A 16967-nucleotide genomic window follows, 5' to 3' on the forward strand; every position below is an offset into this window, starting at 1 on the left:
TGAGGCCTTGAGGTCTTGACACGATCCTGACATCGGCGTGATGTGCCCGGGTCCGGGCGTCACTACGCTCGCACCGTGTCCACCGACCGGCCGGGTGCGGCCTCGCAGCAGCGTGGCCTCGTGCTTGTCGCCGAGGACGAGCCCGCCATCGCGGACGTCCTGCGCCTCAACCTGCGCGCGGCCGGCTACGGCGTCGAGGTCGTCGCCGACGGCCAGGCCGCTCTCGAGGCCGTGCACGACCTGCGCCCGAGCGCGGTCGTCCTCGACATCGGCCTGCCGACACTCGACGGCATCGAGGTGTGCCGTCGCCTGCGCGGCAGCGGTGACTGGACGCCCGTGCTGTTCGTGACGGCTCGCGACGACGAGATCGACCGGATCCTCGGCATCGAGCTCGGGGCCGACGACTACATCACCAAGCCGTTCTCTCCGAGGGAGCTGGTGGCCCGGCTCGGCGGGGTGCTTCGACGCGTCCGGGGTGACGCGGTGGTGCCCGAGGTGCTCACGCACGGACCGCTGCACGTCGACCTTGCCAGACACGAGGTCCGCGTGGCCGGGCGCGACGTGGCGCTGACCGCGACCGAGTTCGACCTGCTCGTCCACCTGATGCGCCGTCCCGGCGTCGTCTTCACCAGGGAGCAGCTGCTCAGCGACGTCTGGGGGTACGCCTCGACGGCCGGTGGCCGGACCGTGGACGTGCATGTGGCCCAGGTGCGCGCGAAGCTCGGAGACGCCAGCCCGATCCGCACCGTGCGCTCGGTCGGGTATGCCGCCGAGCGCGCTCACCGGGACGAGGCGGAGCAGGGCTGATGGCGTCGCGAGGCTCCCTCTCGCGCCGGATCACTCTGCTCGCGGTGGGGATCGCGATCCTCACAGCGCTGCTCGCCGGGGCGCTCGCGGTCGGGTTGACCCGGTCACCGGCGGACGAGTCGGCGCGCGGCACCCTGGCACGGATCGCGGACGGAGCCGCGGTGCGCGCGGACACGGGCGCAGCGGCCCTGGTGTCCCAGGCTCGGGCGGTGCGGACCCTGCGGGTGCTGGGGATCGAGTCGGCAAGCGTCGGAGAGGGCGGGGCGGTCACATCGACGAGCGCCCTCGCCCGGCTGGCCCTCACCCCGGCCCGACAGCGCGCGCTGCTCGCAGGCCACCCGGTGTCGGCCCGCGATGACATCGAGGGGGCCCGGGTCCTCGTCGAGGGTCGCCCGACGGATGCAGGCGGCATACTGCTCGTGCAGCGACAGTCGGATGCGACCGCCGCGTCCGACCTGCTCGTGCGGCGCGTCCTGCTCGCCCTGGCGATCGCGGCGGTCGTCGCGGTCGTCGTCAGCGCCGCGGTCGCGCGGCGCCTGTCTGGCCCGCTGCGGCGGACTGCGGATGCAGCGCACGCCCTCGCTGCCGGACGCCGCGACGTCGCGGTCCCGGTGGAGGGGCCCCACGAGGTCGCCGAGGTCGCGAGCGCCCTCAACACCCTCACCGGCTCGCTGTCGAGGTCGGAGGGCCGTCAGCGCGACTTCCTCCTGTCGGTGTCGCACGACCTGCGCACACCCCTGACGGGGATCAGCGGGTATGCCGAGTCGCTCGCGAGCGGGGTCGTGCCGCCTGAGGACGCCCCGCGAGTCGGCGCGGTAGTGCTTACCGAGGCCAAGCGCCTCGAACGGCTGGTCGGCGACCTGCTCGACCTGGCCCGTCTGGGCTCGGACCAGCCGAGGTTCGCCCCTGAGCGGGTGGACCTGGTGGCCGTCGGCGGTGAGGTGGCGGACGTCTGGTCGCGGCGGTGCGGTGCGGTCGGCGTTCCCTTCTCGTACGTCCATGGTGTGTCCGAGGCCTGGACGACGACCGACCCCGCGCGGGTCCGCCAGCTCGTGGACGGCCTGCTGGAGAACGCGCTCCGGGTCACGCCGTCGGGCCGCCCGATCGTGGTCGAGATCCGGATGGACGGCTCGGGCTGGGCCGCCGCGGCCGTCGTCGAGGTGCGTGACGGCGGACCGGGCCTGACCGACGACGACATCGCGGTCGCCTTCGAGCCGTCCGTGCTCCACGACCGGTACCGCGGCATCCGGCCCGTCGGGACCGGACTGGGCCTGGCCATCGTCGGGCGCCTGGCGACCCTGCTCGGCGGCACCGTCGAGGCCGGCCACGCCGCCGAGGGCGGCGCCCGGTTCACGCTCCGGCTCCCCACCCGGGCGCCCACCTCCGCGCCCACCTCCGCGCCCACCTCCGGGTCGATGTACTACCGCGTCGAATAGGCCGCGCTGACACATCGACCGAGTCTGGGTTGGGCGTGGGAGGGCGGCCCCTCCGCCGCGACCGGCCCGTCTCCGGTCGCGGCGGGAAGCCACCCTCAGCTCGTCGCGCCAGGGGAGGAAGAGCTCGACGGCCGGGGCGTCCCACTGTGGAAGACGATGAGACGGGCCGTCGGGTTCGTCGCGCCGACGCCGGTGACGAGGGCCCTGTCGCCCGCCGTGACGGCGTCGATGGTCGAGGCCGACCCCCTGCCTGCGACCCGCACCCGGACCTTCGTGTCGGGGGTGACGGAGTAGGTGAGGGTGAAGCCGTCCTTGGCCTTGACCGTGATCGACGTGCTCGACACCGAGGTGACCTGGCCGCGCACGGCCTGGTGCGTGACCGTCCCGTTCGCGCCATCGGTGACCCACGTGGCGTGCAGGGCGCGAAGCATTCGGGCGCGCAGGCCGACACGGTCGGCCGCACCGACGTCTGGCCCGTCGCTCTGGGCCGGGACCTCCGTCGCGGCGGCGACCAGATCGATCGTGTCGCTGTCGGCGCCGGCCTGCTGCGCCTGCGCCTGCCCCACGTCGGGGTCCCCCGGCGCCGGCTTGGCGCAGCCGCTCAACGTCACCGCGCCGACGCCGAGCACGAGCGCGCTCATCGCGGTGGCGGTGGCCCTTCTGATGGTCATGACTGCCTCCCGGGTGCTTCGTCCATGGCTCCAGCCTGGGCCAGCGAGGTCAACGGACGGCACGAGGAGTGTTCGGATCGTGTTCGGTCTGCGGGAACGTCACTCCTCGCCGGCGGCTCGGCGACGCAGCAGGGCCTTCTCGGCGTCGTTCTGTGCCATCTCGGCGGCCCTGGCGAACTCCGCGCGCGCCTCCTCGTCGCGACCGAGCTTGCGCAGCAGGTCTCCTCGGACGCTCGGCAGCAGGTGGTAGTCGGCCAGCGCCTGCGACTCGACCAGCCCGTCGACGACCTCGAGGGCGGGAGCCGGGCCAACGGCATACGACATCGCGACCGCGCGGTTGAGCTCGATGACCGGGGAGGGGCGGATCTCGCCCAGGCGCCCGTAGAGCCTGACGATCTGGCCCCAGTCGGTCGCCTCGGGAGTGCGCGCCCGCGCGTGACACGCGGCGATCGCCGCTTGCAAGACGTACGGCCCCGTGGCGCCGCTGGTGGAGCCGGCGTCCGGAATGCCGCTCAGCTCGGTCGCGCGGTCGAGCGCGGCGAGCGCGTGGCGGATGAGCGCCCAGTCCCACTTCGTGCGGTCCTGGTCGAGCAGCAGGACGGGCTCGCCGTCCCGTCCGATCCGGGCTCGGGTGCGCGAAGCCTGGATCTCCATGAGGGCGAGCAGGCCCAGGACCTCCGGCTCCTTGGGCGCCAGCGCGGACAGCACCCGGCCGAGCCTGATGGCCTCCTCCATGAGGTCGCCGCGCACCCAGTCGCGGCCCGACGTTGCGGCATACCCCTCGTTGAAGATGAGGTAGACCACCTCGAGGACCGACGCGAGCCGGGGCCCGAGGTCGGCGCCCGAGGGCACCTCGATCGTGACGCCGTCCTGGCTGAGCGTCTTCTTGGCGCGGGAGATGCGCTGCCCGATCGTGGTCTCGGACGTCAGGAAGGCGCGAGCGATCTCGCGAGTCGTCAGACCGCCGATCATCCTCAGCGTCAACGAGATTCGCGCCTGGGCCGTGAGGACAGGGTGGCAGGCGGCGAAGATCAGGCCGAGGACGTCGTCATCGATGTCCTCGAGCGCTGCGTCGAAGTCGGCCTCGGCGAGGTCGGCCACCCGCAGCTCCTCGGCGTGGCCCACCTGCTGCAGCTTGCTCGCGAGGTTGACGTCCCGCCTGATCCGGTCGATCGCGCGGCGCCGGGCGGTAGAGGTCAGCCACGCTCCGGGCTTGTCGGGTATGCCGTCGCGGGGCCACTGCTCCAGCGCCTGGACGAAGGCGTCCTGCGCGAGGTCCTCCGCGAGGCCGACGTCGCCCACGAGCCGGGCGACCAAGGCCGTCACCTTGGCAGCCTCCATGCGCCAGACCGCCTCGAGCGTGCGGCGGACGTCGTCGGCCTGCGGTGCGGCCTGTCGGGCGGGGGAGGACACCCGCCCACTCTTGCACGAGGCGGTGTCAGCGCTGCCGCGGTCGCCCTCGGGACGGTCAAGGCGGCCCGGCCCGGCCCGGCCCAGCCCGGCGGCATACGGAAGGTTCCGGCTCTGCGGCAGGGAGGCCGCGCGATACTGGCCAGGTGGCCGAGCCGGGAGCCCTCGTCGGGCGCGCCGAGGAACGGGCGGTGCTCCGGCACTGGTTTGACGAAGCCATGTCCGGCGCCGGGCGCCTCGTCCTGGTCAGCGCCTCCGCCGGCATCGGGAAGACCCGGCTCGCAGAGGACCTCGCCGCCTCGGCGGGGGTCGACGTCGGGTGGGGGGCCGCGCTCGACGACTCGGCGATGCCGCCGCTATGGCTGTGGACGCGGGCGCTGCGGGCCTTTCCCGGACCGTCGGAGTCGTTGAGAGCCGCGCTCCACGTCGGGGCGGTCGACCGTGCCGCTGCCGATGCCGCGGCGGCCGAGTTCGCCGCTCACACCATGACCATCGACGCGATCGAGGAGCATGCGCGCACCACAGGCGGACTGTTGCTCGTCCTGGAGGACCTGCACTGGGCGGACGACTCGAGCCTGCGCCTCCTCGACCGGCTCGCCGCTGTCGTGCGCCGGTTCCCGGTGCTCGTGGTGGCGACGCAGCGACGCTCGGCCTCGGCCGGGCTCGCAGCCGCTCTGCCGGGGCTGCTGGCCAGACCCGGCACCGAGATCCTGCACCTGTCCGGCATCTCCGGCGACCAGGCGGGCGAGCTCGTCTCGCAGGTTGTCGTCGGCGCGGACGCACAGGTCGTTCAGGCGGTCGCCGAGCAGGTGGGCGGCAACCCGCTGTACCTGCGCACGATCGCGCGCGTGGCACCGGACCTCCTACGACAGCCCAGCTCGGCCACCCAGGTGCTGGCGCGAGTGCCCGAGCTGCGGGACCTGGTCGCGCACGCGTTGAGCGGCCTCGGTCCGGGCGTCGCGTTGGCACAGGCGCTGACCATCCTCGGTGAGGAGGCCGACCTGTCCCTCCTCGCTGAGCTGACATCGGTCAGCGCGCCGATGGATGCGCTCGCACCCGTCGTCACCGCTGGACTGGTCGAGCGGGTCGGCGATCGGGTTCGCTTCTCCCACGGGCTGATTCGTGAAGCAGTCTATACGGCGATCCATCCTCACCGACGGGTCGAGCTGCACACGCGGGCAGCGCAGGCACTCGAGCGGCGGGTCACCGACGATGCCGCCCTCGCCGGCGAGATCGCGCGCCACTGGTGGCAGACCGACCAACCGGCCGCAGCCCTGCCGTGGGCCATGGCTGCTGCCGACACGGCGGCCAACGCAGGCGCGTACGCGCTGGCGGCGGCGCAGGTGCGCCGGACGCTCGACTTCATCGACACCAACCCGGGCGCCGACGTCGCGCTCGACGTGGTCTCCGTGCTGCTCGACCTGGCCCGGTACAGCTACCTGGCCGGTGACCTCGTCACGAGCCTCGGCGCGTGTGAGCGCATGACCGTCGAGGCGACGCGACGAGAGGACTGGGTCGCCGTGGCACACGCCGCTCTCGTCATCCTGGGCGTCAACGACCCGCAGCTCACGGTCACCCTCGGGGGGATGGCGGCCGACGCGCTGCGCCACCTCGACGAGTCAGGCAGCGAGGACCTTGCTCTGCGCGCGCGGCTCGAGGCGCAGCTGGCGGTGACCTCGGCCGATGCCGACGCCATGGTGCGCTGGGCCTCGCTCGCCCTGGAACACGCGATCCGAAGTGGCGACCCTGACGCTGAGCTGGATGCGCTTGCAGCCCAGTGGCCCTTGCTCCACCAGCCGGGTCAGGGCGCGCGCCGGCTGGAGGCCGGTCTCCGGCTGATCGCGTTGGCCGAGACGACGGGCCGGCCGCTGGCAGCCCTGTGGGGTCACACGTGGAGCGTGGACGGCGCGATGGAGCTCTGTGACCTGGCCTCAGCCCGGGCGCACAAGGCCGAGATCGACGCGATGGCGCACCGGCTGCGGCTGCCAATCGTGCGGTGGCACTCCTTGCGCATCGAGGCGGCCTGGGCCGCGATGCACGGTGACTTCGCGCGCGCCGAGCAGTGCTCGGACGAGGCCCTCGAGCTGAGCCGCCAGCTCAACGACGTGTCCGGGGTGGGGATCCACATCGCGTTCGTGCTGGCGACGGCGAACCTCCGTGGGGTCGAACGGATCCTGCCGGCCGAGCTCATGGATGTCGTCGAACGCGCTCCGGCTCTGCCGGTCGTGCAGTCGACCCGCGTCATGGCCCTCTGGTCCGCCGGGCGCCGGGACGAGGCGGCGGTCGCCTTCCGCGCCCTGCCGCTGCGGGACATCGACCCACGGGTGCCCACGTCGCTGGCGATGGCGCTGTACGGGACCGAGCTGGCTCTGCACCTGAACGACCTGGACGCGTGCCAGGTGATGGCGGACCTGCTCGGCACTTTCCACGCGGCGACGCCGACGATCGGGTCGGGAACCGTCGTGTGGTACGGCTCCACAGCCCGCAGTCTCGGGCGCCTTCTGCTCGCGCTGGGCTCGACGGCCGAGGCGATCTGCCTGCTGGAGGACGGGCTTGCCGTCGACGAGTCGATGGGCGCGCGACCCTACGTGGCGCTCGGCCGGTGGGCGCTGGCCACCGGTCTGGCTCGGCGCCGGGGGCCGGCCGACCTGCGGCGGGCGACCGAGCTGGCCCGTCTCGCCCAGTCCGAGGCGGTCCGGCTCGACATGGCCGGCCTGCGGCGGGACGCCGCGGCCCTGCTGGGACAGCTGGCCGCCCTGGGCGGCGGTCCATGGGCCTCAGGGCGCCTCACCGCCCGGGAGAGCGAGATCGCCGCGCTGGTCGTGGAAGCCAAGTCCAACCGGGCGATCGCCGAGGAGCTCTTCCTGTCCGAGCGCACCGTGGAGGGGCACGTCCGGAACATCCTCGCGAAGGTGGGTGCCACCTCCCGCACCGAGCTGATCCGCCACTTCCTCAGCAGCAGCTGAGCTCCGTCGCGCACCTCGCGGGTCGATGTAGGTGGTCGCGCGATGCCGCGACCACCTACATCGACCGAGAGCTCACCTGGGTCCGGCGGCTACTTCGTGGCTCCTTCCGAGCTGACCGTCTGCGCACCCGCCACCTGGGCCGGCTGGCTCGGCGCCTGACCGGTCGTCGCGGTCGTCCCGCTGCCGCCGCCGGTGCTCACGGAGGCGCCGTTCGACCCGCCGGTCGACGTGGAGGGTGGCGACGCCGACCCGCCGTCAGCCTTGCCAGTGCCGCCGACGCCGTTGGCCTTGGCCGCCGAGGTCTGGGCCGTGCCCGTGGTGTCGGCCTGGTTGTCCTGCACGGGTTTCGAGGGTTGCGGGGTCGCGCCGGCCCCCTTGTCCTCGGCCTTGTAGATCACGGCGCGCTTCCCGATGGCGAAGCCGAGCTTGACCTGCTTGAGCTTGCCGTCCTCGATCTCGAACTCCAACAGGGGCCTGGCGTCCAGCCGGTCGAAGATCTTGGCCTGCCGGTGCTGGTACGTGTTGTAGTTCTTGAGCCAGCCCAGCCCCTGCCGACCGATGGCCGTGTCTCCGTTCTTCGCGAAGAACTTCAGCAGCTTCGTCGTCTGCGCCTGCGTGATCGGGTCGCCGTCCGGCTTGAGCGACTGGATCGTGCGCAGCACGTCGAGAGCATCCAGGTTGGCCGACTTCGAGGCACGGCCGTCCGTGTCGACGTTGGACGACGGGTTGGACTGGGCGTAGGAGTAGACCGACGTCTGAGCCGGGTTCTGCACCAGCGCGAGCGGGTCGTCGGTGAGGATCGGGTCCACGGTGAGGAACCTCGCCTGGTCGGTCGAGTACCAGCGGTCACCGAAGTTGATGATCCGGTGGTCCTCGTCGGTGTAGCCGCCTGCATACTGCCACGGCGTCCGGAAGATCGTGCTGTCCTCCTTGATCCACACCTGTCCGGTCGGGAAGTACTCCTGGTGCTGGAAGACCTTCCCGTCGAGGCCCGTCACGATGTTCGTGCTGCCCTGCAGATCCTTGTGCAGCCAGTACTGCCGAGTCTCGTACTTGTTGCCGTCCTCGGCGAACTGCACTGCGAGACGGTCGTTTCCGGCCCAGATGTTCTTGGACATCGTGCCGTTGCGGACCGTGACCCACGGGTTCACGTAGTACGTGACGCCCTGCTCCTTGATCTCGGTCGCGAGCTGCCCGGCATAGTCGTAGACGTAGTCGGTCTGCTTGCGCCCGGTCCCCTTGGGGTTGTGGTCGACGATCTCGGTCAGCTTGCCCGCCCAGTCCCACGTGAGGTCACGGATCATGTCGGGGTTGGTGACCCGCGTCTGCTCGCCGTCGGAGTCGTACTCGTACTTCTCGGTCTTCTTGGTCACCGAGTCGAGCACCGAGGTCGCCTGGTGGGGCTTGCCCGGGTCGTACGTGTATGCCGTCCGGTCGAACGTGGTGGCCGGCTGGACGACCTCCTTGCACTTGGTCGTGCATCCCGTGACGATCGTCCAGTCCCGCTGGGTCATCCGGGTGACCTTGCTCGTCGCGTCGTCGAGGCTGGCCGACCAGGTGAACTTCCGCGTCGTCTTGGGCGCGTAGTCCCACGTGCCGTCCGCGGCTGTGAGCCGGTAGCGCCCGTCGTACGTGAAGTTCTGGACGGTCGGCCCGCCGAACAGCGAGGGCAGGTCCTCCGGCAGGTCGTTGACCGTCTTCTTCACGTTGCCGACCAGGTCGTACCAGTACCGCTGGTCCTGCAGCTCGCGCGTGCCGTCGGGCGACATGGCGAGCTGGCGGGTCAGCCGGCGGGTGTCCTCGTCGCGGAAGGTGGTGTTGACGACGCCGTTGCCGTTCTTGCGCAGTGCCGTCTGGCCGTAGACGTCGTACTCCTGGTCGTCGAGGTACTTGTAGAGACATGGCACGGCGACGTCCGCGGTGACAGCGGCCCCCGCAGTGTGCGCCGCGGCGGTCGGCGTGAGGAGCGTGCCGTTGATGCCGCGGTCGACCGTGTAGTCGAACGTTCCGGCCACCGCTCCGGGCACCCGGGCCGTCACCCGCATCTGCTCGCCGTCGACCTTGATCGTGAACGGCAGGGTCGGGTTGAAGGCTGAGGCCGGGTCCGCGTGCGGCGGCTCCGTCACGGTGATCGTCGTCTGGGTGGCGTCGATCGCCGAGGTGAGCGTGCCGAGCGCGGTGCAGTCCTTGAGGCCGACCACCCGGTCGAGGCGGCCGCCGGCGTCGTAGTCGTTCCTGACGACCTCGCCGTCGGGCAGGCTCACCGTCGCGAGACGACCGAGCCAGTCGTTGTCGTAGTCGGTCGTGAACGGCCCCTTGTTGGGGTGCGGTCCGGTCATCGTCGTGACGTCCTTGGCCAGGCGGCCGTTGACGTCATAGGCGAACGTCTGGTTTCGCGCCTTGTCGACGACATGCACGAGTCGGCCGGCCCCATTGCCTGCGGACGAGTGGCCGAGATAGCCGCCGTAGTCGAGCGTGATCGGCGCCTCGTCGGGATAGGTGATCGACGTGAGCAGCCCGAAGTCGTAGCCGAAGACGGTGTGGACGCCGTTCGACTCGCGCAGCACCGGACTCTGCTCGGACGTCTTGTTGCCGGCCAGGTCATACGTCCACTGGACGAGACCACCGTCGGGCGTCATCGTCGAGGTCCGCCGGCCGAGCAGGTCGTAGGTGTGCGTGGTCGTGAGGTTGCCCGGCGAGGAGACTGTCAGCAGCTGCCCGATCCGGTCGTACAGGTAGGTCGTGCGCTGCGCGACCCCGTCCTTGGTCCTGTCCTCGCTGAGCAGGATGTTGTCGTGGGCGTCGAGCCACGACTTCGTGTGCCGGCCCTGCGGGTCGGTCTCGTCGCTCGTGCGCACCACGCCGTAGGGCGGGAGCGACTCGAAGCCGTATGCCGTCGCCGTCGTCGCGCCGTCGGAGCGTCGCTCGCTGGTGACCCGGTCGAGGGCGTCGAAGGTCGTGATCGTCGCGCGGTCGTACTTCGGGTCGGTCGGGTCGACGGGGTAGTCGGCCAGCGTCTTGCCGGTCTGCAGGAACGGCTTCCACTGATGGACGGTGCGACCGAGGCCGTCGACGTCCGAGCGACCTTCGGCGGCAAAGCCTTGACCGGTGGTGTTCGCCACGGGGTCGTAGACGACCGCGTCACGCTTGCGCCCGGTGATGCGTCCCGACCCGTCGACGTAGGTCGCCGTGTCGATCGTCGTGCCCGGGTTGAACTCGTCGCTGTGCTTGACGGTCGCGAACGGGTAGCTCGCGTCGTCAGGGTGGTAGTCGTACGTGGCGACTCCGTTGTCCGGCGACGTGACCGTCTTGACGCGGCTGAACGCGTCGTAGGTGTACGTCGTCGTGTTGCCGTTCGCGTCGGTGCGGGAGGCGACCCGGCCCGTGGGCCCGTCGAACACCGCCGAGGACTCGTTGCCCCTGGCGTTACCCGTCGGCAGCACGTCGTCCTCGATGAAGTCCCTTGCCGTGTCGGCGGGGTCGGTGCCGTCCGGGTCGCCCGAGCCCTGCAGCTCGAAGTCCGTCACGTCGGCGACGTTCGCGTGGTTCTTGTCGTCGTAGACGTACTTGACGGCATACCTGTTGCCGTCGGCGTCCGGTGGCATGACGATCCGGTCGTAGCTGCCCCAGGAGTCGTACGTCAGGAGTGTCTCGGCATACACGGCGGGGTCGGCGCCCGACGCGGGCGTGAGCAGCTCGCGCTGCACCGTCACCGAGTTGTTGTCGCAGTATGCCGTGTGACCCTGGCGGGATCGCAGGACCTTCCCGTTGGGGTCCTTGACCGTGATGGCGACCGGCTGGCTGTCCCACGTCTGACAGTTCGTGGCGTCCCAGTAGGGCGACACGGCCGTTGGCGTCTCGTGCAGGTCCGCACCACAGCCGAAGAACGTGTTGAGGTCGTCGGATGCGCTCGTGGTGCACCTTGCGTACTCGATCGTCGCGATCGTGTCGTCGTCCGTCGTTCCCGGCAGGCCGGAGTCGACGACCGTGACCGGGTTGCCGAGCCGGTCGTACGCGTAGGTCATGGTCGTGGTCTGGGACAGGACTCCGCCTGTGTACCAGTCCTGCTGGACCTTGCTGACCTCGGGCGTCGCCCGCGTGGCCAACAGCTGCTCGATGGTCCGACCGGACAGGTCGAGGGCGGCATACCCACCACCCGAGGGCGCGTCCTGGTCGAGGTCGTACAGGGACCAGGTCGTCCGGGTGCGCTGCATGGTCTTGCCCGTCGACTCGTCTCCGTCGTACAGCGTCGTCTCGTACTCCAGCCCGGACTCCCAGACCGACGCGTTGTGGTACTTGTGCACGGTCGTGCGCACCGTGTCGGTCTTGACGGGCGTGTTGACGTCGGTGTGGTCCCACGCGGTGTAGTGCTCGGTGACGGTGACCTTGTCGTAGCCGCGGTCGGTGCGCTGGATGAAGTCGGTCGGGTTGGAGCCGTACGAGATCGTCGTGTGGCGCTCGGCGGTGCCGTCTGCGCCTCGGCTCGAGGACACCTTGACGTCGTCCATCACCCACTGGCTCTCGGGGTGGCTCGTGGTGTTGCCGTCCCGGTGGTAGTCGAGGGTGAACGTGCCGCGCATCGGGGTGGTCACCTTCTCGAGCAGGTTCGTGCGTCCCTGCGTGTTCAGCGCGACCTTGATGTCGGACGAGCTCTTGACGCGAGACACGGTGTCGGCGTAGCCGTCGCCGTTGACGTCGGTCAGGTCGATGTCGGTCGCGGTCATGCTGTTCTCGAAGTGGCCACCCGGGTTGAGGATGAGGTAGCAGGCCACCGCGCACAGCGGGATGCCGACGGTGACGTCGGCGCCACCACCGAGGCTCTCCGAGGAGTCCTGCCTGATCTGGCTCGCCTCCTGGGAGTCGAAGATCCCCACGACCTTGTAGGTGGACTTCTGGTGCGTGCCGTAGACCTGCTGGTCGGTCAGACCGGTGCCGTTGCTGAAGGCGATCTTGACGTCGCCACCGGAGCGGTACACCGCATCGAGCAGGCCGTCACCGTTGATGTCGTCCCAGGAGACCTCGGGCAGGTCGACGTTGGAGTTCTTGGCGATACCGCCGGAGAAGCCGCCGTTGTCGATGTTGAAGCCGAAGCTCGCCCCGATGGAGCCGCTGTAGGAGTTGGTCGAGCTGAACGCGCTGACGGTCCAACGGAACTCGGGTGTGAACGAGTGGCCCAGGTTGAGCCGGACGCGGATCTCGTCGGCGTCGACCTTGATGCGGTCAGGCAGGCCGTCGCCGTTGATGTCGGCGATGGTCTGCTGCACCGGGATGGTCTCGTCCCGCGGCACCTTCTTCAGCGCGTCGTCGTCCTGGTGCTCGTTCTGGGTGGTCGGGTTCGTGAAGCTGGCACCTCCACCGATGGAGCCGCCGATGTTGGCGCCGTACTCCGTGTCGGAGCCGCCGTTGCTCTTGCCGGCCGAGCCACCCTTCGTGGAGTTGGTCGTCCCCTTGTAGTTGCCGCTCACGGTGATCGGCGAGCCGCCGAAGCTGCCGGAGACGCCGATCGTCGTCGCCGTGTTGACCGTGTCGACACCGCCGCCGGTGCAGGCGACGCGCGCATTGGCGGGGCCGCACTCCTGGGTGCCGCGGGGGTTCGTGTACGTGATCGAGTCGGGTCGCACCGTGTCCGGGAACCCGTCGCCGTTCATGTCCATGAAGTCGACGAGGCTGCGGCTCCACCCGGCGGCGAAGCTGCCGCCCAACGGGCCGATGCCGGCCATGAGCATGAAGATCGGGCCGGTCTCACCGAGCAGGTTCGGAGCCGAGATGGTCCCGGCACTCGCGGGGCCCGTGAGCGGCAGGTCGTCGCCCGGGCGCGACGAGCCCGTCCGGCCTGCGTCCGCGGCGAAGATCTTGGCACGCGGGCCCTCCCACCGCTGCTCCAGCGTGGTCGGGTCCAGGATCGGACGGAACGCGAACGCGTCCGGCACCTGCTCGGTCATCTTGTCGGTGTCGACCGGCGGCGGCGTGCCGCTGCCCGGCGGGTAGTTGCCGAACCCGGTGTCGTTCACAGAGGTGTCGGACGGGCAGGCGCCGCCGTAGAGGGCCTGACACGCGTCGTTCTTGTTGTCGAACGGCTTGCCGTTCGCGGCGGTGTCGATGAAGGCGGACTCGTCGATGTTCTGGGTGGCCTTGGCGCCCTTGGCCGTGTAGCCGGCAGCCCCCCAGCCCCGGTACGGGATCGGGAAGAAGCCTTGGGACCCGGCCCAGTTCAGGGTCTCGGGCACGTCCTCGGACTTGGCCACCGAGCTGTCGGTCCAGGTGACGAGGAGGTTGGTGTTGCTGATGTTCGCCGACACGCCCGCGTTGCGAATGGTCACGTCGAACCAGTACTTCGTCCCGTTGGCAAGACTGATGTCCGGCAGGTCGCGGTTGATCGTCTGCGATCCGGAGCCGACGGTGAACCGCGCCTTGTAGTACATCCCGGCGGCCGTCTTGGCCGTGACGACGATCTCGCCGCCCGGGTTGTCGCTGCCGAGCGAGGCGTTGAGGTGCGGGGTGACGGTCCGGCCCAGGTCAGAGGTCCACGCCGTCGCGGGCGCGGTCAGCGAGTTGCGCGGGTAGACGTCGATGTCCATGTGAGGCGAGATGTCGGTCTTCGTGGCGTCGCACTCGCCGCTGACGACGAAGCACAGCCGCGCCGCCTTGGTCCAGGTGATCGCGGTCAGGTCGATCGGGGTGTCGACAGCGAGGCGGGCCGACACGGCGTCGAGCGCCGTCACGACACCCTTGGAGTCGACGACGGGTGCGGCGAACGTGGGGGACGCAGTGATGCTGAAGTAGCCCGTCTCGTCCTCGCCGATCGTACGCACGCGCTGGTTGGCCAGGGCCTGTGTCGCGAAGCAGCCGAAGCTCGTCGACTGGTCGGCGACGCACCACTGGGCACCGTTCTGCGTGACGGTCTTGACCCTGGGCTGATCGACGGCTCCGCCAGAGGTGATCGGCGTGACCGTCATCGTCGCCTGCGAGATGGTGTTGCTCGCGCTGCGGACGAGCAGCTGCGGCACCAGGTCGTCCGTAGTCGCCTTCGTCTTGTGCAGGGCGGTCGAGAAGCTCGCCGTGCCACCGTTGCCGACACCGCTGAACAGGTCTGGACGACCTGCGAGCGTGAAGTCGTCGCCGAGCGAGTAGGCCCGCTGGTTGAGGCCGTTGGCATCGGGAACCGACCCACCGGCATACGTGATCGTCGCCTGCCAGGTGACCACGTCGCCGTTGCCCTTGTCGCGCGAGCCGGCGCGGAAGTAGATCGACTGGCCCTTGACGACGGGGATCGAGAGCGTGTCAGGCGACCAGGTCGGCGACGCCTTGGTCACAGTCGCCGTGGCGAAGGCGGTGTTGGTCCGCTGAATGGCGAGCCGGGCGCTGCCGGGCGCGTCGTCCCCGGGGGTCAGCGTCGCGGAGGCGTCGACCGAGACGGTGCCGCTGAACGGCGCGGTCCAGCGACGGACGGTGTCGACCGGCGGGATGGCGTCACGCAGCCGGTCCACCATGTCCGCGAAGGCCGGGTCGCTCACCGGAACGGTCTGCGAGGCGAGGGGGACTCGCGTCTGGGCAGAGGACGAGTCGAAGTGCGGCAGGCAGGCCTCGACCCCGGTCTTGCCCGGCGTGCACTCGAGGTGGTTGAACAGCACCGAGTTGCCCTTGACGAGGTCTGGCAGCCCGTCGCCGTTGGCGTCGGTGAAGTAGCTGTCGACCCAGCTCCAGCTCCCACCGATGTTGAAGACGCCGTAGACGCCGAAGTACGCCTCCGGTCCGCCCGCGATCCCGATCGACCGCTGGATGGGCAGGCGCTGGAACCCGTCCAGCTCGTGCATCTCGCCGAAGGTGACCGTGGCCCTGCGCGCCGTGCCGGGCGTGGTCGTGTTGAGCTGGTACCGGATCATCTTCTCGTCCGTGCCCGGCTCCTGCGTCAGGTTCGTCGTCTTGCGGTAGACCTTGTCGGGCAGTCCGTCTCCGTTGAGGTCCATGAACTCGATGACCGACTCGCCCGTCGAGCCGTTCATCGAGAAGGAGCCGCCGGCAGAGCCGGTCTTGTTGGGCGCCGCCGGGTTGAACCCGATGTAGATGTGGCCGTCGCCCGCGTTCGTCGCGGACGAGCCGAGACCGCTGAGGTTGTTGGTGATGTAGTCCGGTGTGCCACCCGGGCTGGTCGGGTTGGCACCTGTCTCCCAGCGGGCCTCGGTGTCGAAGCCGCTCTTCGCGGTAGCGATGTCGTCGTAGTAGTCGAACGTGTGGTCAAGACCTGTCGTGGGGCAGGCCGCGAGGCCGTGACAGCCGATCTGGGTGATCTTGCGCAGCCGGGACTTGCCGAAGTGCGGATCGGCGTCGTACGTCAGCTGGTAGCGGGTGACGATCTCGCCGGTCTTGCGGTAGACGACGTCGATGTGGTCGAGCAGGTCCTGGTCGAGGTCGAGGACGCCGCCCGTGCCGTCGAGCACCGCGTCCGTCCGGCCACCGGGCGTGCGCACGAACCGGACCTCGTAGGCCGGGTCCTCGGGCTCCTCGCTCGCCGTGCTCGCGGCGGTGTACAGGATCTTGCTGAGGTAGATGTGCTTCGGGCAGGCCTGTCCGCTCGGGCAGCTCTCGTTGCCCCCGAGGGCCTTCCATCCGGTGGGCTGGGTCTCGTCGCGCTTGTACGTCACGGTGACGTACTCGTAGCGGTGCATGTTGACACCGATGTCGCGGGTGGCCGTGAGGAACCACCGGACGCCGTTGCCGGCGTTGCCGGCCCCGTCGGTGAGGATGCCGCTCGCGTCGCGGGTGCGGTCGTTGATGCCCTTGAGCTGGCCGGCCTCCCCGTTCGGGCCGCCGGCGTCGGGGACGCCGCCGTACCAGCGGATGTTGCCCTGCTTGTCCCGGACCTCCCAGAAGTAGTTGTCCGGCTTGGTGCCGTGCCTGATGATCTGCTCGTAGTCCGTCTCGACGCGGCGGGTGAAGTCCTGCCGCTCGGCGATGCGCGGGTCGAGGACCGCCTTGGCGGCGTTCGGCATGAGGGCGTCGCCGTCGAGGGTGTACGACTCGCTCTCGACGTTGCCGCAGGGCGGGCTCTTGACGGACCCGTCGCAGAAGCGCGGCGCACCGAAGGAGGTGTCGACCGCGATCTCCGGCGGTGCGAGATCCCAGCCGAGCCCGGTCCACGAGGAGCCGCCCTCGGAGCTGTAGGACAGGGCGAGCTTCGGCGTGAAGCCACGCCCCTGCGGCAGCACGAGCGGGTAGCTCGTCTCGGCCGTGCCGCTCGAGTTCGCCTCCGGCACATCGACCTGCGCCATTCCCTCCGTCGGGTTCGCGTAGAGCAGGTCCGTCGTCGTCGCCTCGCCCAGCTCCTTCGGCGACGTCGGGGCGATGCCGGGCAGGGTGGACTCCATCATCCCGCCGAGCGGCGTGCCACCGGACGCGCCGGGCACGCCGAACGTCAGCGCGAGAACCGTGGCCGTGACGGCCGCCCACGCCGTTCGTGCGCCCGTATGCCGGCCGAACACTCCCGCTCGGCCCGCGCGGTCCCCACCGTCATCGCTTCGTCGTCCACCTCCCTCGACGAACGTGCGGTCGTTGGACGATGACAGGCGACGAAACATGGCGACTACCCCTGGCTATATACCGGCTCACGGGCTCATCGGGCGACGAGCCCCGAGTGACGACAACGTGGTGTGGAGGAGCGGTGAGCTGGTCCTGCACGT

The 16967-nt window shown here is 70.3% G+C and carries 6 protein-coding genes; 3 read left to right on the forward strand and 3 right to left on the reverse strand.

Features of this window, described 5'->3' with window-relative positions:
- Window positions 1–75: 75 nt before the first annotated feature.
- Both ACYVLP_RS04080 and ACYVLP_RS04085 read left to right on the forward strand, forming a co-directional pair.
- On the forward strand, window positions 76–807 hold the full coding sequence (locus ACYVLP_RS04080; protein WP_460626057.1) for a response regulator transcription factor: 732 nt from the start codon (window positions 76–78) through the stop codon (window positions 805–807).
- Window positions 807–2243: a sensor histidine kinase gene (locus tag ACYVLP_RS04085; RefSeq protein ID WP_460626058.1), complete on the forward strand. Its 1437-nt coding sequence runs from the start codon at window positions 807–809 to the stop codon at window positions 2241–2243. Before ACYVLP_RS04080 ends, ACYVLP_RS04085 begins: the two co-directional genes overlap by 1 nt.
- Window positions 2244–2338: 95 nt before the next feature.
- Here the strand turns inward: ACYVLP_RS04085 and ACYVLP_RS04090 are convergent, their stop codons facing one another.
- Window positions 2339–2914: a hypothetical protein gene (locus tag ACYVLP_RS04090; protein ID WP_460626059.1), complete on the reverse strand. Its 576-nt coding sequence runs from the start codon at window positions 2912–2914 to the stop codon at window positions 2339–2341.
- A gap of 99 nt (window positions 2915–3013) precedes the next feature.
- Window positions 3014–4255 (reverse strand): RNA polymerase sigma factor, encoded by a 1242-nt coding sequence (locus tag ACYVLP_RS04095; RefSeq protein WP_460626376.1) that lies wholly within the window; start codon window positions 4253–4255, stop codon window positions 3014–3016.
- A 215-nt stretch (window positions 4256–4470) separates the two neighbouring features.
- Here ACYVLP_RS04095 and ACYVLP_RS04100 point away from each other — a divergent pair, with 215 nt between their 5' ends.
- Window positions 4471–7290: an ATP-binding protein gene (locus tag ACYVLP_RS04100; protein WP_460626060.1), complete on the forward strand. Its 2820-nt coding sequence runs from the start codon at window positions 4471–4473 to the stop codon at window positions 7288–7290.
- A gap of 89 nt (window positions 7291–7379) precedes the next feature.
- Here the strand turns inward: ACYVLP_RS04100 and ACYVLP_RS04105 are convergent, their stop codons facing one another.
- On the reverse strand, window positions 7380–16865 hold the full coding sequence (locus tag ACYVLP_RS04105) for a SpvB/TcaC N-terminal domain-containing protein (RefSeq protein ID WP_460626061.1): 9486 nt from the start codon (window positions 16863–16865) through the stop codon (window positions 7380–7382).
- Between the last annotated feature and the right edge of the window lie 102 nt (window positions 16866–16967).

Source organism: Intrasporangium mesophilum, from assembly GCF_054783095.1.